Genomic DNA, 23,489 nt, shown 5'->3' on the forward strand with positions numbered 1-23,489 from the left:
TGGTGTAGCCTTGCTCCACCGGCTACCGGCTCTTCCAGCGCCGCACCGCCGCGACCCGGCGGGTACCTGCCGGTAGGTTCGAGAACGCGAACTTCAACGGCTCCTCGTCGCCTGGCTTCTCGATCCGCACCCACAACGCCCGGACCCCGGCGCCGTCGCCCGTCTTCCAACCGTGGGCGTGCCACACCCGCACTCATGCGACGCGCCCGGACAACATCCCCTTGGTTCCGTCGCGCCAACGCACCCGTTGCAAACACACCCGTTCCGCGCTCGCGCCCCGCGCCACCGGTCGCATGTCGTCGAACGGAACGATCCCGTCGGGGGATGCGGACGTGTGCGCCAAATGGCCCCGGTACTGCTCGAGAACCGTGCCGTGATCCCACTGGCTCGGGCTGACGAACTGCTGGATCGCTTGTTTCGGGTCCGTGGAGGACCGCCCCTCGGGAAGCCGGACCCGGTGCGACAGGGGCTCGACGGATTTGCGCTCCCTGTCCAGGAGCCCCACCCCGGAGGTAGACACCCGCCCACGCGACGGGCTTGGACGGGGGGGGAACGCATCCGCGAACAGACCCGCGTACTCACGCGAGCGGGTCGAGGACCGCAGCTTCGAGACGCGGCGTGTAGGTGCTCATGCGACACGAGAGGGCCAAATCCCTTGGGATAATTCGGACCTCTAACGGAATAGCATTGGCAACCGTTGGCGGACCGTCACCGGGTGACGGTGGAGTCGGTGTGCTTACCCCCGTATCACAGCAAATACAAACGGGAGCGCGTTCGCGTCCGTGGCGGATGTGCCTCGGTGGGCCGCAACGATGACGTGGCGCGAGCTCCATCCGATCGTTCGGAAAACCACGACGGTTTGCGTCTGGGGCGTGCGAGTGGCTCGAGCCGCGTTCCGTACCATCGCCGCACGGCTGATACGTTCAGCTACCCTGCCCAAGTGGAGCCTCACGATCCAACCTCAAGAGCCGGGAGATTAACTTCCCGCTCTTGCCTACTGTTAGTTCGGCCAAGACCGTGAGCGCAACCCCGGGATCGGCGAGGGGCGAATCGTTGCCATCGTGATCGGGCGTGTGTTCCTGCTCGGCACCCTTTCAAGTACGTTGCCGGTGGTGCCACATTCTCAAAACGAACGGACGGTGCGATCAGTTCGGCTTCGGGCGCGGGAAGTTCGTTAGACTCGGCCGTGCGGACGGTGGCGGCGGCTTTGGTGCCGGGAATTTCGACACCGGTCCCGCGGGCGCCGGCTTCGCTTCAGCCGCCGGTGATGCGGGCTTGTCCGCAGGAGCATCATCGGGCGCGGCCGAGATGCCCCGTTCCGCCAGCCACGATCGAGCTAGGGCGAGCGTCAGCCCGTGTGGCCCGTCGCCGGTCGCCTCGACCGTCGAGCCGTCTGCCGTGAGAGTACCGGCCCAAGTGGCATCCGCTTTGCGTGTCAACGAAAAGTGAGCGTCGGTGGGCAGGAGCTTGAAAGCCTCGCCCTTTTTTGGCACGGCGGCCGCGGCAACCCGTTGCTCCTCGTTGAGCTTCGCGACGCACACCTCACAACGGGTTTTCTGAAACTTCGCCAGCCGTTGAGCCCGATATCGGTCCACCGCGTAATGCTGGAACTCGCGCAAGCAGCCGCACGCGCGCGCCACCATTGGCCGCGCAACGACTTCTCCGGTCGGCACTCCCATCTGACAACCTCCAGGCGCTGGGCAGGCGCAATGCCATCATACAACATACTCCCGCTTCGTCAGCAAGAGTGCGTTTGACGAACTGTCCGATTAGCGGGCGCCAGCGCGCCCGATTCGACCGCGCACGCCCGAACGAAATCAGTTCGGCGTGCGGCCAGACAGGAACGTCGCGCACGCGGCTTCGGCGTTCACCCGCGTCAGGAGTTTGGAGCGCTCGCTCTCGCTCCTGCGGAACCAAGACGCAACGAGCAGCACGCTGTCGACGGCCACGTCCGAAAGCACCGCCGGCGCCGGGCGATCGGCGAACGTGGTGCCCAGTAAGCCCGCCACCCGGGGGGCCGATTCCGCGTCGGGCGGAAACGACACCGCTTGCACCTCGCCGCGGTGGATCAGGTACCAGCGGGTCTGGCCGTCCGTGCCCTCGAGCGGGTACACGAACGAGTTGCGGTTCCGTGCGGTGTTCAGCAGGCTGAGCCGGTTGTCGAGCCACTCGAGCGCGTGCAACTTGTCGCGAAGCGACGCCGCCTTTTCGAACTGAAACTCGTCCGCCGCGACCGTCATCTGCTCTCGGATTGTGCGCAAGACCGAGCGGTCGCGTCCGTCCAAAAACGCTTTCGCCGCCCGCGCCCCGGCCGCGTAGTCCTTGCGCGTGCATGCGCCCACGCACGGCCCGGCACACGTCCCGAGTTCAAATCGCAGGCACTTCGCGCTGCGGGCCGGATCGAACAGGGCGCCCTGCTCGGCAAAGGTCAGGGGGACCGTTTGCGGACAATCGCGGAGCCTGAACCAGTCGTTCAGCCGCCGGGCGGCGTCCTCGGACCTGTGCCGCTTCACGAACGGGCCGTAAACGCCCTGCTCGTTCCCGCTCGGCGCGGTGGTGACGTACACGTGGGCGGCGGGGCTCTTCCCCACACAGATGTAATGGTGGCGCTGAAAGCCCGGGACGCCGAGCACGTTGTACCGCGGTCGCAGGCGCTGGATCAGTTCGAGCTCGCGCAGCAGCGCCGCCAGTTCGTCGCCGCACTGCTCCCACACGAGTCGCTTCGTCTGCTCGATGATCTTACCGGCCTTCGGGTCGCGGCTGTTCTCACGGAAGTAGCACAACAGCCGGGCGCGCAGGTTCTTCGCCTTCCCGACGTAGATGAGCCGGCCGCGGGTGTCCAACATACCGTACACGCCCGGCACCTTCGGGGCGTTCTTCTTGGTGCCGCGCTTGAGTTTGCTGAGCCGCTTGCCGCGCACCTCGAAGACCGGCGGAACCTCCTCGGCGGGGCGGAAGCGGCTCGGCCCGAAGCCGTCGAACTCGTCCGCGAACAGCGTCCCCTGCTTCTTCCCGTCCTTGGGTGTGCGGCTCATAAGTGCGGTTCGCGACTTGTGCGGGGTGGTGTACTCACGTATTCTAACAGCGCCGCCTCGCACGTGAGAACTCTGAAACTCGTGGGCTGCGCCGCCGGAGCGAATCGTGAGAGCGACCCGAACCGCAGTTCTTGTGGCGTCGTTCATCCTCGGTTGCCACGCGCCGCGTGTGGGCGCTTCGGACCGGGGGACCATTTACGATGCGCTCATCGCCAACGAACAGACGGCGATCCTGGCCATTGCCGCGAAAGAAACTGGGTTGACTGCGGTCCTCAAAGGGAAGGACGAGTACACGCTGTTCGCTCCGACCGATGCGGCCTTCCTGAAACTCGACGACGACGGCATCGGTGCCGTCGCGCGTAACGAACAGGTGGTCCAAAAGTTGTTGCGCTCGCACCTCGTGAAAGGGAAGTACACGACCGCGGCACTGAAAAAGAAGGCACAGGCGGGCGAATCGCTGACAACGATCGGTGACGAGCGACTCAAGATCGAGGAGCGCGGGGACGGTTTATACGTCGGTGGGGTCAAGCTCGAACCGGACGCCGCGGATCTCGGGTGCAGTAACGGCGTGATTCATTTGCTGGGTGCGTTGCGGGCGGTACCGAAGTGACCACCCGCAGCACGTAAATTCGGCGGCCCGCGACGCTTGTCCGAGGAGTCGCGAGGCGTCAGGGCGCGCTGCTCAAGCCGTTTCAGCCGATGTCGCCCGGGCACACCTCGACGTGGTTTACGATGATCCGTTGGCCCAGGCTGCGGCGCAGGTGCTCTTGCGCCAGTTGTTTGTGGTAGTAGCTCGACACCTGCCCGGTGATAAGCACTTCGGTCTCGTTCTCGATGACGACCAACCGGCGGAGTTGGCCGATCGGGCTGTGCAGGAAAAAGTCCGCCAGATCGGGGGCGAGAGAGGGGCAGGTGTTCATGATGTCGCTCCGGCGATTGAGAGAGGGCGCGAGCGTTTCAACCGGGTGCGAGCCCCGGATGTGATTAGCGACTGAGTAACGAAAACGCGACCCACGCCAACAGTTGGCGCAACGAAGTGCGACCGCGGATCCGTCCGAATTGCGAGGGCGAAGGGCTCGTTTCCATTCTTTCACGCATCGTAAACATGGCTCTTGTGGACTGCAACGATTTTCCGGCATATTCCTTTTTTTCCTGACCCTTGCGGTGCCCCGCAGGCGCCCGTAAACTTCCGGCGCTGCCGCCATCCTCTCGGAGTGTTCATGGCACACACGCACGAGCATCTCGAACATGCCGAACATGCCAGTCACCACGCGGCCGATCCGTTCAACCAGCGCGTCGCGGTGAGCGTCGCCGTCGTTGCGGCGCTGCTCGCGGGGCTGAGCATGTTGGGGCACCGCAAGCACAACGAGGTGCTCCAGCTTCAGGGGGAGGCGAACCGCCTTACCACCGAAGCCAGCATCGCGCACACACAGTCCACGGACAAGTGGAGCGAGTACCAAGCGGTGAACGTACGCGACCACGGGTACGAGTTCACCGGCGGGCTGCTGAAGGAGGTCGCGAAGGTCGAGCCCAAGTACGAGGCGGCGTTCAAGGACGCGATCAAGAAAGCCGACGGCCAGCACACGAAGTACAAGGCGCGGTTGCCGGAGGTCAAAGCCGAGGCCGAAAAGCTCGGGCACACGGGCCACGAGAAGCAGACCGAGTCGCTCCAGAAAATGAGCGACGCGCACCACTCGCACCACCAGGCCGACCGGCTCGATGTCGCGCACCTCGGGGCCGAGATCGGGATCGTGCTGTGCTCCCTCGCGCTGCTGACCAAGCGCAAGGCGTTCTGGTTGGCGGGGCTGGGCTCGGCGGCGCTGGCGGTCGTTCTCGCGGTCACCGCGTATACAATGCCGCACCACCCGACCGAGCACTCCGGAGCGCCCGCGGGCGCCTCGACCGATCAGGGGAAGCCCCACTGAGCGCCGCGCCCGAACCCGTCGTTTCTTCCCGGTGGCGCCCGTGGCGGTCCGGTGCCGCGGGCTGGGTCGTAACCGCGGCCGCGCTGGTCGCGGGTGTGCCGCTGTTCCTTGCGATGCCGCCGTGGTGCGACGTCACGCTCTACCAGATGGCCGCCCGCAACGTACTTCGGGGCGGCACCCACTACCGCGACATCTTCGACACGAACCTGCCGGGGTTCGTGTGGCTGATGGCCGGGGCGAAGCTCCTGTTCGGATGGAGCACCGTTGCGCTGCGGGCCGTGGACCTCGTGGTGATCGGGGCCGTTACCGCCGCGCTGGGCCGGTTCGTGCGGCGGTGCGGGGGGGGGCGCGACACGGTCGCGTGGCTCGCGGCGGCGGTTGCGCTGTTCTACCCCTTTACGTCCGAGTTCAACCACGTCCAGCGCGACCCGTGGATGCTGCTCCCGGCGACGGTGGCGGCTTGGCTACGGTTCCGGCGGGTGCGGACCGCATCGCGTACCGCCCTGCTCGAAGGGTTCCTTTGGGGGGCCGCGCTGTGGCTCAAGCCACACGTCGTCGTACCCGCGCTCGCCGTGTGGGCGGTGTCGGCGGCGCTGCTCGCACGGCACGAATCCCGCGGGAGCGTTCTGCGGGACCTCGCCGCGCTCGTTTGCGGCGGAGCGCTCGCGGGCGTGCCCGGTATCGCGTGGTTGATCGCGACCGGTGCCTGGCCTCACTTTCTCGACATCTTCCTCAATTGGAACCCGGCGTACCTCGCGGACAACGCCCCGCTCGCGGCGCGGATCGGCGGGCTGTTCGAGATGCACCGGCCGTGGGGCGTTTTGCATTTCGTCGCGCTCCCGCTCGCGGCCCTCGCCCTTTGGGACGCCTGGGCTTGGTCGCGCACACCCGGCCCGCCGGCCGGTGGGTTCCGCCCGACGCGCTGGTACGCGCCGGCGCAGAGTGAGGGGGCGGCGGCGGCCCGCGCGATCCTGGCGGCCCTGTACCTCGGCTGGGCGGCTCAGGCCGTCGGGCTGCAAAAGGGTCTTGATTACGTCTACGTTCCGGTAACGCTGCTCGCGTTCGCGGTGGTGGCGGCGCAGCGATGGTGCTTCGGTTTCCTGTACCTCCTGTGGTTCGTTGCGGTCGGCGGCCTGCTGAACCTCGCCGACGCGTACCCGCACGATGTCGCGCCGTGGGTCCACAAGCTCGACCCCGCAGACGCCAAGGGGAAGTTCGAGAAGCACGTCCTCGCGGACGGCGAGGTCATGAAGTTGTGGGTGCGTGCCGTTACCGAAGGGGATACGCCCGAGCTGCGCGACCGGGTCGGGCAGTACACCGGGGTTCACTGCGGCACCAACTGGGAGGACCTGACCAGTGTTGCGGACCACTTGCGTTCCATCCAGCCGCCGCTCGGGGCCGGCGAGCTGAACTGCTGGCACGACAGCACACACCCGCTGTACCTGATGCTCGACCTCGACCCCGCGACGCGGTACATGCACTACGGCACCGCGTTCGACATCAAGGAACTAGGGCCTCCGCCGCCCGGTCAGAAGTCCAAACGGGAACAAATCGCCGACGCCGTGCGCGCCAGCCGCCAGCGCTACGTGGTCAGTGACCTGTTGCGCACGACCCACGACCCGCGCGCGCCGTACCGTCCCGAGTCGTGGCGCGGCGGTGACCCGCTCCCGGTGTGGCTCCCGGACCACGAGCGCCAGAAGTTCCCCTGGAACCAACCGGTCGTCTTCCGCTCGGGGCGGTACGTCGTCCACCAGATCGACCCTTCTGTCCCGCTCGGCGAGATCCGTGTTCCTGACTGGAACTCGTTGGATGAGCTGCTGACGCCGCAACCCGTCAAACCGAACGGCGTCAGCCTCTTTCGCTAGCAGCCCTTGCCATCAAGGGATAGGTCTGGCACCAATCACGATTCCGTGGGACGACGGGGGACGCCGCCCGAGCCCAGCGACGGGCGTGGCGCCGGAGCGACTGCGGAACGACGTTCAGGTCGGCTCGCCAATCGCACCCGTCAGGTTGATGCGGGGACAGCGACCATTTCGTGTGGTGCCGGGTCACTCCCACGCACGCAGACATCAGTCCCGCACCCAATATGGCACGACGTAACACCCACCACTGTTGGAGGATGCGACATCTTCAACGGGCTTACGTGTAACGGAAATGGGGGTTGACCTGGCCGTGGCACCGGAGTAATTTGATTTTCTCTGCGGCTTGTAGAATTGCTCGACGCGAGGGTGGCGGAATTGGCAGACGCAACAGATTTAGGTTCTGTCGATCGCAAGGTCGTGGGGGTTCAAGTCCCCCCCTTCGCATTCTAGGATTTCAAGGGTATTGGTGGTTGCGGTAGTCCAGCCGTAGTGAATAGAGGATGGTGATTAGCAAAATTCTAGGGCTGGGTTTAGGTTAGAACGATGGCTCGGATCAGGCGGTCGCACAGGAGGGGCATGAGGTACTCTCCGCGGTGGTTGTACCGGAACTCGTACTTGGCTAGGTACAGCGGTACGTTGCCAGCTTCGACCCCGTGGACGTGCTGATACAGGCGCTTGGTGAAGCTCCAGAACCCCTCGATTGATGTGTGCGGCCCCCTCCGAACGTCTCCTGATGGTTGATGGTCACATGCTTGCCTTGGCTCTGGCCGTTGTTATAGCTGGCGAACTCGTCGGTGTAGAACACGCTCCCTTTGACTGTCGCGGCCCGGATCTTTTGCCATTCGACGGCCACCGCGTATATCCGCCTGGCCCGTTCTAGGATGCCGAACACGGGGACTTTTTCGTCCGCGCCGCGGCCCCTCTTGCCCCCGAAGTACGACTCGTCCAACTCCAGAGTCCCGAGCCGGGGCCGGTTCTCTTCATCGGTTATGGCCTGGAGGGCGAGGCGGAACCGGGTGTACGCGGCATGGGCCGTGGGGTAGCTACACCGGACCACCCGAGCCGCGTGGTGGGCGGTGGTACTCAACGCGAACGCCCGGAGCAGCTCCCGCCGGACCTTGCGACGGTGGTAGCTCCATTTAGCCCGGCACCCAGGGCACTGCCGCTGCCCGCCCGAGTTCCTCGTGGGTAGCCTAGTGGCACCGCGCAACAGAGCGGCCCAACCACGTGGCGTTCATACTCTTCGAGGGTTATTGGAACAGCCTACTTGCTCCCCTAGAATTTTGCTAATCATCCTAAAAAAGGCACCGGCCGTTCGTCGCCGTGATCGTGGATCACGATCACGGGTGCGTGCTCGAAGTGCTCGAAAGCCGTGAGAAGGCGACGGTATTGGTATACCTCAAGACGCGGAAGGAACAGGGCTTGTGGAGTCGGGTCGAGGAAGTGACGACGGACATGTGGGGCGCCTCCGCGGAGACGCCCCGGGAGGCGCTCGGGGAGGGCGTCGCCATCACCACCGATCGGTTCCACGTCATGAATGACTTCCAGGGCGACCTTACGGTGGCCCGCCGGGAGTTGCAGCGGGGGCTGTCGGCGGAGACCCGGAGCCGACTCAAGGGGAGCCGCTGGTGGGTGGCGAACCCGAAGAATTGGCGTGATCCCAATCGGAAGCGAGAAATTAGAGTCGCTGCACAATAACAGGCAATCTGACGTAACTATTTGTCCAAGCTGGATTTGCGACAATTTTTGAGACGACGCGGCTTTTCGATTTTAAAGTCAGGCACGGTAACAGTTACGGCAAGAATACTCGTTATTGTGCAGCGGCTCTAATAGATTTGGGTGGCAGTAAGACGAAGTCGGTGACAAGCAAGACTGGTGAAGCGAGGTAAAAACATCCGGCCACAAACCCTTGTTTAGCTTGGGTTTGCGGCCGGTTAGTTGAGTGCGCGTTACTGGACTTGAACCAGTGACCCCCACAATGTCAATGTGGTACTCTAGCCAACTGAGCTAAACGCGCATTTCTTGACATCTACAGAACTTTGCCGCCAGATAAAATCTAGCTAGCTATAACCTAGCAGTCATTGCGATGGCACCGTGATGCATCCCAAATACATTCTACAGCCGCAAACGATAATGACAAGCCTTGGAAAGCGGGGTGTAGCAACGTTTCATGGTGCCGCCGCAGTTTGCCGAACCGCTCGCCCCTCGACCACGGCCAACACGCATAGCTGGGTGCGTTGCGCGGGCTTGCGCGCCGTGTCTTTCCGCTTTACGCCTCGGGGAACGGTTCTCACTGTGCCCCCGAGCGGAGCGCGTGTGGTGACGGGCCGATCAAGTGATCGGTGCGATGTATGGCGACTCAAGCCGAATCCAGTAGTTTCAAGTTGGCGATCTGGAATTATGGCCCTCATGCATGATGGTAATTGGCTGGCTCATGCCCGATTCTGATGTTAACGCATCAGTCAGTAATGGCAGACGCGCGGTGGTCAGTGCCCACCCGCGTTCGGTTCGGAACTGGACGCAGGTGTTGCGGGGGATCAGGCCCACGGCCACCCACCGGAGCCGCACGACCCCATTCGTGGTCGAGGTGCGGGGCCGCACCGGGTCCAACTGGCGGTAGCGGCTCTCGATCCCGAACCGCCGCCGGTACCGGTCCCGGATCGGCATCGGAGCCGGGGGTGTTTACCTTGAGCGCGTCGAGCGAACGGTACCGTTCGCCGAAGTCGGCGTCGGGTTGGAGCGGTTCCACCGTGCGGTCGTCAGGTAGGTACACCGCGAGGTCGCCCGGTGGCACGGCCTGCACTATTACCAGGGTCGCGACCGTCCCAAGAGCCGTCGCACGGACCGGGCTTCGGTCGCACGCGCACCGCACCGCAATCGCTTGCCGCATCGGTAAAATCGAAACGGTTGGCGCGACCGCCTTCGCGCGACAATAGGGAATGGGGTAATACCGCGTACCGCTTTCCGGGACAAGAACAACCGCGGGCCGTAAACGGGTGTGGTGCGATGCCGGGTGAGTTCGAGTACATCGCGTGGCTGCGGTCACAGACGCCCGCCCACCCGCGGGTCCGGATCGGTCCCGGGGACGACTGCGCCGCCTTGGAGCCGCCCGCACGGGAACTGCTCGTTACCACCGACATGCTCATGGATGGCACCGACTTCATCCTGTCGGAGGTCGGCGCGCGGCGGGTCGGGCGGAAGGCGATGGCCGCGAACCTCAGCGACATCGCGGCAATGGCCGGCGCACCCGCCGCCGCCACGGTAAGTGTGGCGCTCCCGAACGCGCGTGGGGCCGATCTGGCGCGTGAGCTGTTCCTCGGGCTGCGCGATGTCGCTGACGCTTTCAACGTGCCCATCGTTGGCGGCGACACGAACAGTTGGGCCGGGCCGCTCGTCATCTCCGTCACCGCCCTCGGCGAGGCAACCGAGCGGGGGCCGGTCCGGCGCGACGGGGCGCGGCCCGGCGACTGGATCTTCGTCACGGGACCGCTCGGCGGCAGCATCCTCGGGCACCACCTCGACTTCACGCCGCGCGTGGCGGAAGCGTTACGGCTTCACGAAGTGGTGGACCTCCGGGCGATGTGCGACATCAGCGACGGGTTGTCCGCCGACCTGAACCACATCTGCGAGGAGAGCCGCTGCGGCGCGGTTCTGGAAGGGGGGGCGATTCCAATTACCAATGCCGCGCGGGAGCTGAGCCGCACATCGGGCCGAACGCCGCTCCAACACGCGCTCGGTGACGGCGAGGATTTTGAACTGGTGTTCGCGGTATCGCCCGAGCACGGCGCACAGTTACTGGCACGCTCGCCGTTCCCAGGGCTGGCGAAAATCGGCACGTGTGTCGAGACGGGTTTGTGGCTCGAACTCAACGGAACGCGACAGCCGCTGGCGCCGGCGGGGTGGGTTCATTCTCTTTAAGTCACAGGTCGCAAGTCCGTAAGCCCGCAAGTCGAAGACCGTGGTGAGTAAGGCCTTCGACTTGCGGGCTTGCGGACCTGCGACAATGGCTTATTTAGCCAGCACCGCGATCGAACCGGTTTCGCTGATGAAGATCAGGTGCCCGGTGCGGTTGTCCTGGAACACCTCGATCCCGTACCGCTTGGCCTTGGCGAAATCTTTCTCCTCGGCCCTGCGGGCGCTGAGTACCATCGCCCCTTTCCACGTCACCCCGCGGCCGTCGGTCGCCGCTTTCGTGTCGTTCGGTGCGGTCGCCAGAAACCCGGCTTCGCTGATGTAGAACAGGACGTTGGCGTTCCGGTCCTCGAACACCTCCAACCCCACCTTGGTCCCGCCTTCGGCCTCATCGGCCTTACGGACCCGGAGGTCGAACCCGTGGAGCGGTTTGGGGGCGAGGAGCTTTTTCGGGTCCGGAACGGCCGACGGCGCCGGAGCCGTGGCGATGCCGCCGACCTCGGTGGCGTATACCAACCCGCCGGTGTTCTCGTCCTTGAAGACCTCGATGCCGAACTTCTTGGCGTTGTCGAACGACTCTTGCCCCGGGGACCGCACCTTGGCGGTTTGGGCGTGGTGCCACTTCGGCCCCTTATCTTTCACCAACCCGCCCGGCACCGGCGCCAGCGCGATGGCCCCGCTCTCGCAGGCGTACAGCAGCGTGTTCGAAGCCCGGTCCTGGAACAGTTCAACACCGAACTTCTTGGTCTTCTGCGTGAACTCGGCCTCATCGGCCCGGCGGCACGATAGGTCGTGCGCGGTGATCCAGTTACACGATTTGTCCACGCCCAGCGAGCCGACCGGCGCCTTCGTCACGGCGATCGCGCCGGCGTCGCTGATCGCAATGACGGCTTTGGTGGCGTCGTCGCGGAAGAACTCGATCCCGACTTTGCGGGCCTTGGTCCACTCCTGTTCGCCGCCCGGGCGGACGCTCACGTTATGACCGTACAGGTGCGTCGGCGTGCCCGCACTCGCCTTAGCCGCGTCTTTGCTCTTATCCTGGGCGCCGGCGGGGCGGGTGGCACTGCTTGCGAGAACGACCACTAGGGCCGCGCAAGTGACCAACCCGGCCGCGATCCGTGTCCGCATGGTGGGAAGCCTCGAAGGAGGGTGAACGGGGGCACCGAAATTTGCCGCTCAAGGTTTCTGTGCGACGAGTTACGGCGACTCAGCTAACAGCATAGTGCGGATTTCGCCACCCGACGGAAAGGAGTATCACTCGTCGTAATTCAGACGAGGCGCGAACGCAGCCGGATTGGAAAGAGGCCGCGAGTCATCCCAATAGCCGGTTCGACTGGACATGTGGGGCAAACTTGCTAAGCTGCGCCCCGATAACTTTTGACATGTGGCCGGGGTCAGGCTAGTTTTGACCTTAACCCCTCTCCTATTCCACACGTTTCCTCCGCCAATGTCATTGGCTTCGTATCCGCACACCTGCGGTTGAGGGCGGTCGTGACCAAATTATTCCCGTGCCGGTGTTGCAAAGGGCCGCTCGAACCCGCACAGCAACTCCGGTTCCTCGTCGAAACCGACACCCTCGACGAACCGGCGTACCTGGAACGGATTCGCGTGCTGCCGAGCGTCAACGGTCGGCCGGTGCCGCTGTGCCGGGAGTGCCACGCGCGATTTGAAGCCGCGCGACGCCCGGTTGCGAAACCGAAACTCCCAGGGTTGCTCGGAACGATCGGCGCGCTGTCCGTGGGGCTGTTGCTCACCAACTTACTCAGCACCCGAAGCTGATTTCGGCTTGGTCTGCACTGCCACATGGCAGCTGTACGGCGGTGGCCACGAATCGTTGCGGCGTTCTGAAGGTGCCAATTGCCTGTAAGGGACTGATCAAGTTGGAGGCCGGGTGGCGTAAAACGACCACAGCGGCGAACGTGTCGGCCAACTCGGCCCGTAGCTCGGCCGCCCCCGAGTAACCTCCTCAGCGTACTTGAGCGCGAAGGTTAATCGGGGAGCTCACGCCCCCGGTCGCTTTTACTTCAGTAACCGCCGATCACCTCACCACCGGCCGGCGTGATCAGCGCCCGGAGCGTCTTCTCGTCGATCGTGTCCGCGATGAACCGCACCGAGCCGTCCCAGAACAGCGCCTGGAACCCGCCCTTAAACTGACCGCCGAACTTCTTCTTCAAGTCCTTCGGGAACTCTTTTTCGGGCAGCATCACGTCGTCCGGCTTCGTCCAGATGACCGGTTCCGCGGCATCGACCACCGCCAGCGTGTTGGACGTGCCGTCGGTGATGGCAACCAGAGTGGTCGCAAGCGGCGGCATCGCCTTCGGCCCGATCACCATTTGCAGGTTCGTGTAACCCGGCTTGCCCGGCTTCTGGACCGGCGCATAGATGTTGGGCATCTTCTCGATGAGCTTCTTGTTGTTCTCCGAGTCCCACGGCTCGTCGAGCTTGAACTGCTTGTACAGTGCGTCCTGCTCGATGTACGGCAGTAGGGCGACCCGCCAGCTCAGCAACGGTTTGTCGGTCGCTTTCGTGAGCTTGGTGCCACTCGCCCCAGTGCCGTGTATCGGGAGCCATGTGTTGCTGTCGTGGAAGTTGTGCAGCGCGAGGCCGATCATTTTCAGGTTGTTCGACACCTTCATCCGCGCGGCGGCCTCGCGCACTTTCTTGGCCCCTTCCACCACCATCGTGCCGAAGTCGAAGTCGGCCTTGTAGTCGGCGACCAGCGTGACGTCCGAGCCGCTCACTTCCAGCTTCGCGGCCGCGAGGGCGCGGTCGGCCTCCTTCACCGCCGCGAGCAGCGGGCCGAGGTCTTCAGCGCCCTGACGTTTCAGGAACTTAGCGACCTCGTCGGTCGCGATCTTGATGAACTCCTGCCCCTTGTCCTTCGCTTTGCCAGCGGCGTTGGCGTCGGCGAACGCCGCGCGCCCGGCAAGGACGAGCGCTTTGTCTTTCAGGTTCCCGGTCACGGTTACGGACCGTGCCGCGAGCAGCGGGGCGATGTCGCCCATCTCGCGGCCGTTCTTTAGTTCGTTAGGCAATTTGTCGAGCTGGACGTGGGCGAACAGCGTGTGACCCGCGGCGGCCTTTGAAAGGTCCGGGGTGAGCGGCCAGCCGGCGCGGTCTTTCGCGTACCCGTCGAGGTACTTTTTCCGCAAACTTCGGGTCAGCACCACCAGTGTTTTGTCGTCCGGGAAGTGCGCGTCCGCCACGTGCGAAACGATGTAGAACCCGTCCGCGTCCGGTTCCGTGCCCTTTTTGATCCCGAACGCTCCGTTTTTGGGGATCGCAGTGTTGGCCTTCACGATCAGGACGAGTTGCGGCCCGTCGCGCTCTGTCACGTCGGTCACGCAGACCGTTACGGCGTCGACGTCGGACGGCTTGAACCCGGTCTGACTGGCGAACCCCTTCTCGACCTCGTTCCACTCGGCTGCGCCACCGGCCTTCGTGAACGCTTGCCTAATTTCTGCGAAGAGGTCGCCGTCGCGGATCTGCTTCGTGTCAATGTGCGCGAAAGCGACGTAATCGGATTTCACCGCCGCGGGCGGGGCGGACGGGTCGGGTGCGGCTTCTTTCTTGCGACACGCCGGCACAACGGTCAGCCCGAAGAGCAAGAGGCCGAACGGCACCAGGAACGACCGGCGGAACATGACGCTCCTCCGTTTGGGGAAGGGATCACGAGGCGAAACTCACCGCTTCAATCGCTCACTCACGGACTCCAGCACCGATTGCTCGTCGGGGAACGTTCCGGTTTGGAGCTTCGAGTACACCAGTTCGCCGTTAACCGTGACCTCGAAGCACCCACCACCGGCGGGTACGAGCGTCAACCCATGTACTTTTTGTTTCAGGCTTGTGAGCAGTGTGGCCGCCAGACTGACGGCTTTGGGCTCGTACCCTCAGAGCGAGCAGTACTTCAGTTCAATGTTCATTAACGTGTTCTCCTCGTTCGCGCCGCGCGAACGGGAGAATTGTAGGCACGTTAACGGCGAACGCCCCGACTTGCGCCGGGGCGTTCGTCATTGACCAGAGGGATGAGCTCAGGCGCCAGCCACGCTCCCGTCGCGGTTCGCAAGGAGAAATGACTCGAGCCCGCTCGGCCCGCCGGTGTGGACGAACAGATACGTGACGTTTCCGCGGGACCCTTGTTTCACGAGCACTTGGGCGCGAGCGTGTGAGCTGCTCACTTCGGGAACGTTCTTGAGGTTGAAGCCGCTGTCGTGTGAGAAGACGTAAACCGCCGCGAACCCGCCGTCCGTGCGGCTGCGGAACACGAGCACCGGCACGTCGCGCCCTTGAACCGTCTCGTGACCGCGGTAGGTGAGCAGACCGTAATCGAACGGCAGCGGCAGCCGGTCTGGTAAGTTCTGCGCCGCCAGCCAGCGTTCGGTGCTCTCTTGCTTGTTCGCGGAAAGCTCGCCGTTGCGCTCGACCAGATTCGACACGTCGAGAGTCGGCCGCGTGTTCGAGATGATGCCCGCACCGATGCCGATCAGGAGCAGGGCCGCGGTGGCCATCGCGGCGTACTGGTACACCCTCCGACGGAGCGCCTCACCCCGCTTGCTCGCGACGTGCGCGACGAGCTTGCCCCGCAGGCCCGCGGGGACCGGGACGTTCATCATCGCACGTCCCACCGCGCGGTCGAAAGATCCGATCGCGCGGGCGTCCGCGGCGCACGCCGGGCAGGTCGCCAAGTGCTGGTCGAGCGGCGCCGTAACATCCGCGCCGAGTTCGTCGGCCACTTGGCGCCGCATGCGGAGGTAAAATTGTGCGTCGCGGCAGTCCATCACGTCACCTTCTTCGGGCCATCTCCTGAGAGGGCCGGCTGTTCCTGGTCGGCGCCGTCGGGCGGTGCCAGTCGCGACCGGAGGTACGCCTTACCGCGGGCCAACCGCGACATCACCGTTCCGATCGGCAGTTCCATCTGATCGGCGATGTCGCGATAGCTGAAGTCTTCGAAATAAAACAGAATGATCGGCGTTCGGAACGTTTCGTCCAGGTCGTTCAGCGCCTGCTGTAGTTTCGCCGGATCGATCTCGGGCATCTCGTCGGACGAGCGCCCCGGCAGGTCGCCGACCGCATCGAGCGGGACGACCCGGTGCCGCTTCTGGTCGCGGACCTTGTGCAGATACAGGTTCCGCAAAATGCGGAACAGCCACGCTCGGGCGCGATCGAGCTCGCGTAACTGCGGCAACCGGGCGAGTGCCTTCCCGAACGTCTCTTGGGTGAGGTCTTCGGCGTCCGAAGACGACCCGCTGAGCCGGTAGGCGTACCGGTAGAGTGCCTCGTAGTGGGCGTCGATCAACTGGTGCAACTCACCGTTCGACCCCATACGCGATCCTCACTCCTTTACGAACCCGCTTCCCGGCGTTTATTCCCAGGGGCAGAGAAGAAGTTCCTGTTCTCGTTCCGTGACTTTGCGTCCAGAACGAATTACGCGCGTTTGTTGTATTTCGTTGCGGGGCAACGAAACTCAAGAAGAAGAGAGACGCCGCGCGAAACGGGAAAAATTGGGTCGGCTGATTTTTTTTGGGAATAACCTAGGCGGGTTCGTATCTATGTGGGCGTGGGTGCTGCGACGTACCCGCAACTCGTGACATGCGACCTAACGGAATTCATGAACCTGTCAGGGTTTATGGTCCTTTCGTTAGGGTCGAATGAACTACCTGTTGCGAAGGGGCGTCGGGTATCCAAAAAACAGAAGCCCGCGTTCCGGGATGCCCGGGTCGTGTCGAGCCTCTCTGTTGTTTTCACCCGTGTCACCGTTTTCCGGAGAATCCCCATGAAGAAGATCATCGCGATCCTGGTCGTTGCCCTGAGCGTCACCGCGGTTGTCGGCTGCGGCGGCACCAGCGCCACCCCGACCGGCGGCGCCGCCCCGACCAAGAAGTAAGTCGCTGCCCGCATCAGCGGGCCGAACTTCTGAGAGGGTCGGCTGGATTCGTCCGGCTGGCCCTCTTGCCATTTCCCGCCGGCTCGCGACACTTCCTCCGAACGCTTCCAGTTGATCCCGAGGGCTTCCTGTGCGCTGCACCCTTGCCTACACCCTGGTGCTCATTTTGACAGTTAGCGCGATCGGTTGTGGCGGGGGGCGCGAGCGCGGCAAGAACAGTGACTTCGATCGGCCCCAGCCGCAGAAAAAGTGAGAGGGTGAGTCGATCCGCGAACGGATCGAATTCGCCGATCAACCAGTCCGAAATTTACGCCAGGATCTCTTCCACTACGTTGCCTTTCACGTCCGTCAACCGCTCGTCCTTGCCGTTGTGGAAGAACGTTAGCTTTGTGTGATCGAAGCCGAGCAGGTGCAGAATCGTGGCGTGCAGGTCGTGGACGTGAGCGCGACCATCAACACCGTTGAGGCCGAACTCGTCCGTTCTGCCATGCGTGTAGCCGCCTTTCACGCCGCCGCCGGCCATCAGCATGGAGAAGCCGTAAGGGTTGTGATCGCGCCCGCTCACGCCCTCCGTCATCGGGGTGCGGCCGAACTCGCCGCCCCAAATCACCAGCGTGTCGCCAAGCAACCCGCGCTGCTTCAGGTCACGGATCAGCGCCGCGCTCGGCTGGTCGGCGCGGAGGCACATCTTCGTGTGGTTGCCCTCGATATCCGCGTGGGCGTCCCACTGGCTCCCGGCCCCGCAATAGATTTGCACGAACCGCACGCCGCGCTCCACCAGACGCCGGGCCAGTAGGCACCGGTGACCGAACTCCGCCGTCTCCTTGCGGTTGAGCCCGTACATCTCTTTCGTCTTGTCGCTCTCCTGGGTCAGGTCGACGGCCTCCGGGGCGCTGGCCTGCATCCGGAACGCCAGCTCGTAGGCCGCTTGGCGCGCGGCGAGTTCCGTGTCGTCCGACCGCTCGCGCCGGTGGATCGCGTTGAGTTCGCTGATGAGGCCGAGCTTGTCCGTCTGGCGAGCGGGGCTGACATCGGCCGGGGGAGCGAGGTTCAGAATCGGGTGCGCCCCGCTGCTGAAGTGGGTGCCCTGGTAGGTCGCGGGCATGTAGCCCGTTCCCCAGACGCGGGCGCCGCCGAACACCTGACCGCTGCCCTCGGTGAACACCACGAACCCCGGCAGGTTGCGGTTCACGCTCCCCAACCCGTACAGCGCCCAGGCGCCGAGGCTCGGCCGACCCGCGAGGATGCTGCCGGTGTTCATCTGGCACACGCTACCGACGTGGTTCAGCCCGTCGGCCCAGCACGCGCGGAGCAGGGTGAAGTCGTCGGCGCACTTCGCCATGTGCGGGAGCCAGTCGCTGAAGTCCATCCCGCTCTGACCGTGCTTTTTGAACTTCCGCTTGCTGGCGAGCAGGTTGTTGCCGCCGGTGCCCATAGGGGTGAGCACCTTGCCGAAACTCGCGGGCAGCGGCTTGCCGTGCTGCCGGGTGAGTTCGGGTTTGGGGTCGAGCAGATCGACGTGCGACGGGCCGCCTTCCATGAACAGGAAGATGACCCGCTTCGCCTTGGGCTCGAAGTGCGGCTTCTTCGGCCCCAGGGGGTCGGCAATTTTTGGCCCGTCCGAAGCATCGCTCTCAGCAGAGAGCGCGGCGAGGGCGAGGGCGCCGAACCCGCTCCCGGCAGAACGCAGGAAGTCGCGGCGCGAGGAGAACAGGGGAACGTGCATGGAACTTCTCGGGGGCAGCAGCGGCCGGGAAGGCTTCCCCCGTTTTACCCTCAGCAACCGGGCGTTGCACCAAGAGTTTTTGCGTTTTTGATGGGATGGTGTTGGCGGTTGCGGGCGGATCGACGTAACGGCGTGAAAAAACGGTGATGAATCGGAGTGAGTGGCGCGGTAAACTTTGTTCCGAGATTTCGGGTACGGTCTGATGCCCTCCCGCGGACGCCTCCCGCTCACTCCCACCAAAACGCTGCCAGCTTTGGTGTGACTCCTGCCGTCACAGAGTCCGCGAACGGCCGGGCACCGGTCGTTTGTTCCGTTTATCACAGACGTGCCCGTTCGCACATCGGGCAAGGAGCGGTTAGAGGATGTCGGAACTGTCCGAACCCACGGAAAACGCGTTCGGTTCGTCACCGCCCCCGAGCGCGCTGGAGTCGCCGTCCCTGTTCAGCCCCGGGGCGACGGAAGAGGCGGCCACGGCCTACGAAGTCAAGTTCCTGCTGACCGAGGCCGAGGCGGCGGAAGTCGCCGCGCGCGTTCACGGCCGGCTCGCGCTCGATCCGTACGCGGACCCCGCGATGGGCAACGCGTACCTCACGACGAGCGTTTACACCGACACGCCGAACTTCGACGTGTTCTACCGCACCGACGGGTACGACCGCGACAAGTTTCGCGTCCGCCGGTACGGCGCCGTCGGCCCGGTGTTCGTCGAGCGCAAGACCAAGAACGGCGACAAGGTGCGCAAGCACCGCGCCCGCATCAACCCGGACGACGTAAGCGAACTCGTGGCGAGCGAGCTCAACGGCGAGTGGGCGGGCGAGTGGTTCCACAGCCAACTTCTGCAACTGCAACTGAAGCCGGTGTGCCGCATCGCCTACGAGCGGGTGGCGTACCTGGGCACCGCCGACGGCGGCACCGTGCGCCTCACCTTCGACCGCAACGTGCGCGGGGTGCTGCTGTCCGAGTGGAAGCTGGAACCCGTCGGGGCCGTGGCCCCGCTGCTGGACCGCGTGGTGTGCGAGTTCAAGTTCCGCAACACGATGCCGGCGCTGTTCAAAGGGATCGTCGCGGACCTCAAACTGACCCCGACGCCGGTGTCGAAGTACCGAACGTTCGTGCGCGCCACGGGGCTGGCCCCGGTGAGGTCGGAGAATGGCTAAGCAGGCGCCGGAGGTTCCGTTCGAGGCAACGACCGAGTTGCCGGCGCTCACGGCCGAAGACATCGCGCTGCGACTCGTGTTCGCGGCCGGGTTCGGGATCGCGGCCGGGGCGGCGTACTACATCACGCAGCGAAAGGGGCGGGCGGAGTCGGCGTCGTTCGTGGCGACGATGGTACTGCTGGCGATCTTGCTCGGGATGGTGAGCATGGTGATCGGCACCAACATTGCCCGGGCGTTCGCCCTGGTGGGGGCGCTGTCCATCGTGCGGTTCCGCACGGTGGTCGAGGACACGCGCGACACCGCGTTCGTGATCTTCGCCGTGGTGGTGGGCATGGCGGCCGGGTCCGGAGCGTACCTGGTGGCCGCAATCGGGATCCCGATTGTGGGTGTGGTGGCGTGGCTTCTTGCGTATTGGGGTCGGAGCGGCGGGGCACCTCCCCGCGCGACGCAGCAACCGCCGACGACCGTGGTGGTTCGCGTCGGGATCGGGGTTGATCCCGACGTGACGCTCGCCGCGGTGCTTGCCAAACACACCAACGCGGCGGAACTGGTCGCGGCGGGCGTCGTGCGGCAAGGCACAGCACTGGATCTGACGTACTCGCTCCGGTTGCGAACCGGTGTGCCCCCGCTAACGCTTATCAGCGAGTTGAACCGCACGGAGGGGGTTCAGGGGGTGGACTGGAAGGCCGAAAAGTGACCTGATCGGTGCTTACACCTTTCCCAGCACGAGGTCCACGACCCAGCAGCCGCGGACGTGCGGCGTTCCCACGTCGCGGCAGTGGTTCAGGATGGTCTCCGCGTTACAACCCACATCTTGGAGCGCGTCGGCCAAAATCGGCATCGCGCTGAAGTCGTGCGACTCGTACATCTGGCGCGCGAGGGCGCTCACGCTGCTGGTGAGCCAGGATGGGGCGGCGTGAGGAACCGGGGCTTCGGCCCGCCCGCTTTTGGTCGGCTGGCGTAAAGGGTGTGAAGCGAGAAGGTGAACGAGCCCAGCAGTCGCCTTCGCGAGCCGGCTTGAGAAGGTGGCCGGCTCCGGGAGCGAGTGTGGAAACGGACACCCGGCAAGACAGCGAAGCGCGTCGACGCACCACCGCCGTGTTGCAGAATTCAAACCGGAACCGTCGATTATGCTGGTAACCCGGTGGGCCACTTCGTCCGCATCGGCTACCCCGAGCAACAACGGGAGCGCGGCCAACTCGTCGTCGTAGTCGGGGTTTTGCCTGCTCCGAGCGAGGAGGTCCGTGACGGACTTGCCGACTGTGCTCAATTCAAGGGTGCCGTCGGCCGCGGCTTCGGCCGCCTGGATCGTTTCTGCTCCGCCGGGTAGCGACATGAGCCACTGATTCTTCCGGCAGCACGCGCAGACGAACAGGCGCAACTTGCGCGATGAGATCTTGCCTTGCACCTCACGCAACATTTCGCGCGGTTCGGTACACAGGAGCCACTCCGCTTCGGTCATGGCGCGTCCCTCAGTTCGGTCAGCCGGTCCCGGGCCTCGCCCTGAATGAACTGGCGCACGCGAGCGTCTTCCGCTTGGGCCAGGCCCGTTGGCGGGCCGTCGTAGAGGATTTGCTTTTCGTCTGAGCGGAGCCGCGAGCGCGGGTACAGCATTACCACGCGGCTCGCGCACTTCTCGACCGTTCGTAACTCGTGCGTGACGATCACGGACGTGACCGGCCGTCTGCTCCGCGTTTGCAGGATCAACTCGTTGATGACATCCGTCATGATCGGGTCGAGCCCGGTGGTGGGTTCGTCGTAGAGCATCACGTCGGGGTCGAGCGCGAGCGCCCGCGCGAGCCCCACGCGCTTCCGCATCCCACCAGACAGCTCCGCGGGCATCTTGGGTTCGACGCTCGCCGGCAGACCGACCTCCAGCACACGCTCGCGCACACGCGCGCTAATGTCCGCTTCCGTAAACCCGCCTTTCGCACGCAACCCGAACGCCACATTGTCAAACACGTTCAGGCTGTCGAACAGGGCCGCTTGTTGAAACAGAAAGCCTATCCGGAGGCGGAGTTGCGTCAGGTCGCGTTCCGAAAGCTTGTGGAGCGGTTTGCCCTCAAACAGAACCTCACCTTCGGTCGGTTGGAGCAAGCCGACGATGAGCTTCAGCAGCACCGTTTTGCCGCACCCGCTTTCGCCGATCACACAAAGCGTGTCCTGGGGCATGATGTCCAGGTCCACGTCCTGAAGGACCGTTTGCGTCCCGAATTGCACCGTTACGTTACGCAACCGAACCACCGGCTCTGCGTCACTCATTGCCGGCCCCCGAAGTACGCCCGGTCTCGCGCTTCATACCCGGTGTAGCCGAGAAGATCATACAGTTCGGAACGTGTTTGCATTTTGGGAAGGCTACCGATTTGTGTTCCATTCTGGAGCAAGTCGCGGAGGGCGTCTTCGGCGGCCTTCATTGCCACGCGGAACGCGGTGAGCGGGAACAGCACCAGTCGGTATCCCATTTCGCCGAAAGTTTTTACGTCCAGATATGGCGATTTGCCGAACTCGGTCATGTTCGCCAGTAGCACGGCCCCGGGGAGCGCTTTCGCGAACCGCTCGAACTCGTCGCGGGACTCCATTGCCTCCGGGAAGATCGCGTCGGCGCCCGCGTCCAGGTACCGTTTCGCACGATCTAGTGCGTCATCGAAGCCGTTCACCGCCTTGGCGTCGGTTCGTGCCATGATGACGAAGTTTTTATCCCGCTTTGCCGCGACCGCCGCTCGGATCTTGGCGGCCATCACCTCGGCGCTCACAACCGATTTTCCAGAGAGGTGGCCGCACCGTTTGGGCATCTCTTGATCTTCAAGGTGAATGCCCGCGGCCCCCGCCGTCTCGAACATGCGCACGGTTCGCTCAACGTTAAGTGATTCGCCGAAGCCCGTGTCTGCGTCGCAAAGCAGGGGGAGCCTGATGGCTTGCGAAGTGAGCTGAGCGGCTTGGGCGAATTCTGTAAGTGTTAGCAACCCGATGTCCGGAACGCCACTACCTGCGGAAAGTGCTCCCCCGGAGAGGTAAACGGCTGAAAACCCCAGCCGCTCGGCCATTTTCGCAACGAGCGGGTTGAACACACCCGGGAGGGTGAGAGGGCCGCTCGTCCACGCCGCCCGCAGCCTCGCCCCTGGCGAGAGCGAATTTGTGTCGAAGGACATTAGATTTCTCACGCTGTAAACAAGTGAAATCCGCATTATCGCAGTGCGGCCGCGAACGCGAAGAAAGAATTTTCGGAAAGCTAAGATTCGTCGGAAGTCCTTTGACGGCAATATGTCCAGCTCAATGTGCTGTGAGGCAAACGGGTCGGAGCGTTACCGGTCCCTTGACACTTCGAGGAGCCACTTTAGAATCTCCCAAGTGCAATCCCACCCCATGAGGTGTGCGTTGATTATCCGATTAATGGAAAAGATGATTCCGCTGCTGTGCGGATAGCTCTCCCAACAACCGGGTGTTGAGGGAGCCAAGCCGAATCGGTTTGGCTTTTGCGTTTCATGGGGCTGTTTGGGAGCAATAACGCGCGTGTAGCTCAGTTGGTACGAGCACGTCGCTGATAACGACGGGGTCCCTGGTTCAAATCCAGGCACGCGCATCTGTTTTTAAGTATACGTCGGGGGTGTAGCTCAGTTGGTAGAGCGCCTGCTTTGCAAGCAGGATGTCAGGGGTTCGAGTCCCCTCTCCTCCACACCACTGATGGTAGCCTGATCGGATGCCTGAGAAGTGGTGACAGGTGTCTTGAGCCGCAACGACTCGCAAACGATTTGCGAAAATGTGAAGAAGAAAAATTGCGGGTCGGGTTGACGAATGAATGTTCACCGCTAGTATTGATGATGTCGCAACGTGATGGCCGATAAGACTTTGCGACAACGTGGCGGGACTGGTGATTGAAAGTTGGGCTTGCATCATTCGACAGGATGAGTAAGTCATTTGAGTTATGACGCTGCTTCAACTGAAGTGGTTGAATAGCTCAATATTCGCGAGCGGCTAAGCTGTTCGTTAGTAG

The 23,489-nt window shown here is 63.9% G+C and carries 21 protein-coding genes, 4 tRNA genes and 3 pseudogenes; 12 read left to right on the forward strand and 16 right to left on the reverse strand.

The features are described 5' to 3' along the window. Positions 1-22: 22 nt before the first annotated feature. Positions 23-187, reverse strand: coding sequence for a hypothetical protein (locus tag R5W23_RS17915; protein WP_261188564.1), 165 nt, complete (start codon positions 185-187; stop codon positions 23-25). Between the two features lie 6 nt (positions 188-193). Then, positions 194-520: a hypothetical protein gene (locus R5W23_RS17920; protein WP_320687472.1), complete on the reverse strand. Its 327-nt coding sequence runs from the start codon at positions 518-520 to the stop codon at positions 194-196. 220 nt (positions 521-740) lie between these two features. On the opposite strand from R5W23_RS17920, the pseudogene R5W23_RS32720 reads away from it, so the two are divergent. After that, positions 741-980 (forward strand): annotated as a pseudogene (locus tag R5W23_RS32720) (hypothetical protein); the annotation flags it as partial. A 165-nt stretch (positions 981-1,145) separates the two neighbouring features. Here R5W23_RS32720 and R5W23_RS17925 read toward each other — a convergent pair. Together R5W23_RS17925 and R5W23_RS17930 are read right to left on the reverse strand one after the other, a co-directional pair. Beyond that, positions 1,146-1,679: a hypothetical protein gene (locus R5W23_RS17925; protein ID WP_320687473.1), complete on the reverse strand. Its 534-nt coding sequence runs from the start codon at positions 1,677-1,679 to the stop codon at positions 1,146-1,148. A 138-nt stretch (positions 1,680-1,817) separates the two neighbouring features. Next, positions 1,818-3,035 carry a GIY-YIG nuclease family protein gene (locus tag R5W23_RS17930; RefSeq protein ID WP_320687474.1) on the reverse strand — a complete coding sequence of 406 codons (1,218 nt, stop codon included), beginning with the start codon at positions 3,033-3,035 and terminating at the stop codon, positions 1,818-1,820. Positions 3,036-3,141: 106 nt separating this feature from the next. Between R5W23_RS17930 and R5W23_RS17935 the strand changes: the two genes are divergently transcribed. Further along, positions 3,142-3,645, forward strand: coding sequence for a fasciclin domain-containing protein (locus R5W23_RS17935; RefSeq protein ID WP_320687475.1), 504 nt, complete (start codon positions 3,142-3,144; stop codon positions 3,643-3,645). 82 nt (positions 3,646-3,727) lie between these two features. Here the strand turns inward: R5W23_RS17935 and R5W23_RS17940 are convergent, their stop codons facing one another. Continuing rightward, the gene (locus tag R5W23_RS17940; protein WP_320687476.1) at positions 3,728-3,955 is read right to left on the reverse strand and encodes a BON domain-containing protein; all 228 of its coding nucleotides are present in this window, start codon (positions 3,953-3,955) and stop codon (positions 3,728-3,730) included. Positions 3,956-4,255: 300 nt separating this feature from the next. Here R5W23_RS17940 and R5W23_RS17945 point away from each other — a divergent pair, with 300 nt between their 5' ends. The 3 genes from R5W23_RS17945 to R5W23_RS17955 all read left to right on the forward strand — a co-directional run bounded on the left by R5W23_RS17945 (position 4,256) and on the right by R5W23_RS17955 (position 7,266). Then, positions 4,256-4,960 (forward strand): DUF4337 domain-containing protein, encoded by a 705-nt coding sequence (locus tag R5W23_RS17945; protein ID WP_261188557.1) that lies wholly within the window; start codon positions 4,256-4,258, stop codon positions 4,958-4,960. A 95-nt stretch (positions 4,961-5,055) separates the two neighbouring features. Beyond that, positions 5,056-6,825 carry a hypothetical protein gene (locus R5W23_RS17950; protein ID WP_320687477.1) on the forward strand — a complete coding sequence of 590 codons (1,770 nt, stop codon included), beginning with the start codon at positions 5,056-5,058 and terminating at the stop codon, positions 6,823-6,825. 357 nt (positions 6,826-7,182) lie between these two features. Beyond that, positions 7,183-7,266: transfer RNA gene (locus R5W23_RS17955), tRNA-Leu, on the forward strand. Between the two features lie 175 nt (positions 7,267-7,441). Here R5W23_RS17955 and R5W23_RS32725 read toward each other — a convergent pair. Then, positions 7,442-7,909 carry a hypothetical protein gene (locus R5W23_RS32725; RefSeq protein ID WP_407936145.1) on the reverse strand — a complete coding sequence of 156 codons (468 nt, stop codon included), beginning with the start codon at positions 7,907-7,909 and terminating at the stop codon, positions 7,442-7,444. 227 nt (positions 7,910-8,136) lie between these two features. On the opposite strand from R5W23_RS32725, the pseudogene R5W23_RS17965 reads away from it, so the two are divergent. Then, positions 8,137-8,520 (forward strand): annotated as a pseudogene (locus tag R5W23_RS17965) (transposase); the annotation flags it as partial. 245 nt (positions 8,521-8,765) lie between these two features. Here the strand turns inward: R5W23_RS17965 and R5W23_RS17970 are convergent. Further along, positions 8,766-8,839 (reverse strand) — tRNA-Val (locus R5W23_RS17970). A 989-nt stretch (positions 8,840-9,828) separates the two neighbouring features. Between R5W23_RS17970 and thiL the strand changes: the two genes are divergently transcribed. After that, positions 9,829-10,740 (forward strand): thiamine-phosphate kinase, encoded by a 912-nt coding sequence (gene thiL, locus R5W23_RS17975; protein WP_320687478.1) that lies wholly within the window; start codon positions 9,829-9,831, stop codon positions 10,738-10,740. Between the two features lie 90 nt (positions 10,741-10,830). On the opposite strand, the gene R5W23_RS17980 is transcribed toward thiL, so the two are convergent. Beyond that, positions 10,831-11,862: a hypothetical protein gene (locus R5W23_RS17980; RefSeq protein ID WP_320687479.1), complete on the reverse strand. Its 1,032-nt coding sequence runs from the start codon at positions 11,860-11,862 to the stop codon at positions 10,831-10,833. Positions 11,863-12,225: 363 nt separating this feature from the next. Here R5W23_RS17980 and R5W23_RS17985 point away from each other — a divergent pair, with 363 nt between their 5' ends. Beyond that, on the forward strand, positions 12,226-12,513 hold the full coding sequence (locus R5W23_RS17985) for a hypothetical protein (RefSeq protein ID WP_320687480.1): 288 nt from the start codon (positions 12,226-12,228) through the stop codon (positions 12,511-12,513). A gap of 245 nt (positions 12,514-12,758) precedes the next feature. Here R5W23_RS17985 and R5W23_RS17990 read toward each other — a convergent pair whose 3' ends face one another. From R5W23_RS17990 to R5W23_RS18010, 5 genes and pseudogenes are all read right to left on the reverse strand, one after another. Next, on the reverse strand, positions 12,759-14,378 hold the full coding sequence (locus R5W23_RS17990; protein ID WP_320687481.1) for a DUF1559 family PulG-like putative transporter: 1,620 nt from the start codon (positions 14,376-14,378) through the stop codon (positions 12,759-12,761). Positions 14,379-14,417: 39 nt separating this feature from the next. Beyond that, positions 14,418-14,612, reverse strand: a pseudogene (locus R5W23_RS17995) (Rdx family protein); the annotation flags it as partial. A gap of 153 nt (positions 14,613-14,765) precedes the next feature. Next, the gene (locus R5W23_RS18000; RefSeq protein ID WP_320687482.1) at positions 14,766-15,512 is read right to left on the reverse strand and encodes an anti-sigma factor; all 747 of its coding nucleotides are present in this window, start codon (positions 15,510-15,512) and stop codon (positions 14,766-14,768) included. Then, positions 15,512-16,057, reverse strand: coding sequence for an RNA polymerase sigma factor (locus R5W23_RS18005; protein WP_320687483.1), 546 nt, complete (start codon positions 16,055-16,057; stop codon positions 15,512-15,514). The genes R5W23_RS18000 and R5W23_RS18005 overlap by 1 nt, the downstream gene beginning before the upstream one ends. An 868-nt stretch (positions 16,058-16,925) precedes the next feature. Beyond that, a complete protein-coding gene (locus R5W23_RS18010; protein ID WP_320687484.1) occupies positions 16,926-18,344 on the reverse strand; it encodes a DUF1501 domain-containing protein in 1,419 nt (472 codons plus the stop codon). A 362-nt stretch (positions 18,345-18,706) separates the two neighbouring features. On the opposite strand from R5W23_RS18010, the gene R5W23_RS18015 reads away from it, so the two are divergent. Both R5W23_RS18015 and R5W23_RS18020 read left to right on the forward strand, forming a co-directional pair. Next, on the forward strand, positions 18,707-19,498 hold the full coding sequence (locus tag R5W23_RS18015; RefSeq protein ID WP_010045287.1) for a polyphosphate polymerase domain-containing protein: 792 nt from the start codon (positions 18,707-18,709) through the stop codon (positions 19,496-19,498). Next, positions 19,491-20,195, forward strand: coding sequence for a DUF4956 domain-containing protein (locus tag R5W23_RS18020; RefSeq protein ID WP_261190377.1), 705 nt, complete (start codon positions 19,491-19,493; stop codon positions 20,193-20,195). The genes R5W23_RS18015 and R5W23_RS18020 overlap by 8 nt, the downstream gene beginning before the upstream one ends. Positions 20,196-20,207: 12 nt before the next feature. Here R5W23_RS18020 and R5W23_RS18025 read toward each other — a convergent pair whose 3' ends face one another. The 3 genes from R5W23_RS18025 to prpB are packed head-to-tail and all read right to left on the reverse strand — an operon-like array spanning position 20,208 to position 22,647. Next, positions 20,208-20,960, reverse strand: a complete 753-nt coding sequence (locus tag R5W23_RS18025) for a hypothetical protein (protein ID WP_320687485.1) — start codon at positions 20,958-20,960, stop codon at positions 20,208-20,210. Continuing rightward, positions 20,957-21,760: an ABC transporter ATP-binding protein gene (locus R5W23_RS18030; protein WP_320687486.1), complete on the reverse strand. Its 804-nt coding sequence runs from the start codon at positions 21,758-21,760 to the stop codon at positions 20,957-20,959. Before R5W23_RS18030 ends, R5W23_RS18025 begins: the two co-directional genes overlap by 4 nt. Next, positions 21,757-22,647, reverse strand: a complete 891-nt coding sequence (gene prpB / locus R5W23_RS18035; protein WP_407936146.1) for a methylisocitrate lyase — start codon at positions 22,645-22,647, stop codon at positions 21,757-21,759. The genes R5W23_RS18030 and prpB overlap by 4 nt, the downstream gene beginning before the upstream one ends. 357 nt (positions 22,648-23,004) lie before the next feature. Between prpB and R5W23_RS18040 the strand changes: the two genes are divergently transcribed. Together R5W23_RS18040 and R5W23_RS18045 are read left to right on the forward strand one after the other, a co-directional pair. Beyond that, positions 23,005-23,078 (forward strand) — tRNA-Ile (locus R5W23_RS18040). 20 nt (positions 23,079-23,098) lie between these two features. Beyond that, positions 23,099-23,171, forward strand: a tRNA-Ala gene (locus R5W23_RS18045). Positions 23,172-23,489: the final 318 nt, after the last annotated feature.

Source organism: Gemmata algarum (genome assembly GCF_034097035.1).
In the GTDB taxonomy this organism is placed as follows: Bacteria; Planctomycetota; Planctomycetia; order Gemmatales; family Gemmataceae; genus Gemmata; species Gemmata algarum.

What these genes read in the sequence shown, in the direction of transcription:
- R5W23_RS17925 (WP_320687473.1), bottom strand. Translation starts at nt 1,679, where the DNA reads ATGGGAGTGCCGACCGGAGAAGTCGTTGCGCGGCCAATGGTGGCGCGC.
- R5W23_RS17930 (WP_320687474.1), bottom strand. Translation starts at nt 3,035, where the DNA reads ATGAGCCGCACACCCAAGGACGGGAAGAAGCAGGGGACGCTGTTCGCG.
- R5W23_RS17940 (WP_320687476.1), bottom strand. Translation starts at nt 3,955, where the DNA reads ATGAACACCTGCCCCTCTCTCGCCCCCGATCTGGCGGACTTTTTCCTG.
- R5W23_RS17945 (WP_261188557.1), top strand. Translation starts at nt 4,256, where the DNA reads ATGGCACACACGCACGAGCATCTCGAACATGCCGAACATGCCAGTCAC.
- thiL (WP_320687478.1), top strand. Translation starts at nt 9,829, where the DNA reads ATGCCGGGTGAGTTCGAGTACATCGCGTGGCTGCGGTCACAGACGCCC.
- R5W23_RS17980 (WP_320687479.1), bottom strand. Translation starts at nt 11,862, where the DNA reads ATGCGGACACGGATCGCGGCCGGGTTGGTCACTTGCGCGGCCCTAGTG.
- R5W23_RS17990 (WP_320687481.1), bottom strand. Translation starts at nt 14,378, where the DNA reads ATGTTCCGCCGGTCGTTCCTGGTGCCGTTCGGCCTCTTGCTCTTCGGG.
- R5W23_RS18000 (WP_320687482.1), bottom strand. Translation starts at nt 15,512, where the DNA reads ATGGACTGCCGCGACGCACAATTTTACCTCCGCATGCGGCGCCAAGTG.
- R5W23_RS18005 (WP_320687483.1), bottom strand. Translation starts at nt 16,057, where the DNA reads ATGGGGTCGAACGGTGAGTTGCACCAGTTGATCGACGCCCACTACGAG.
- R5W23_RS18010 (WP_320687484.1), bottom strand. Translation starts at nt 18,344, where the DNA reads ATGCACGTTCCCCTGTTCTCCTCGCGCCGCGACTTCCTGCGTTCTGCC.
- R5W23_RS18015 (WP_010045287.1), top strand. Translation starts at nt 18,707, where the DNA reads ATGTCGGAACTGTCCGAACCCACGGAAAACGCGTTCGGTTCGTCACCG.
- R5W23_RS18020 (WP_261190377.1), top strand. Translation starts at nt 19,491, where the DNA reads ATGGCTAAGCAGGCGCCGGAGGTTCCGTTCGAGGCAACGACCGAGTTG.
- R5W23_RS18025 (WP_320687485.1), bottom strand. Translation starts at nt 20,960, where the DNA reads ATGACCGAAGCGGAGTGGCTCCTGTGTACCGAACCGCGCGAAATGTTG.
- R5W23_RS18030 (WP_320687486.1), bottom strand. Translation starts at nt 21,760, where the DNA reads ATGAGTGACGCAGAGCCGGTGGTTCGGTTGCGTAACGTAACGGTGCAA.
- prpB (WP_407936146.1), bottom strand. Translation starts at nt 22,647, where the DNA reads ATGTCCTTCGACACAAATTCGCTCTCGCCAGGGGCGAGGCTGCGGGCG.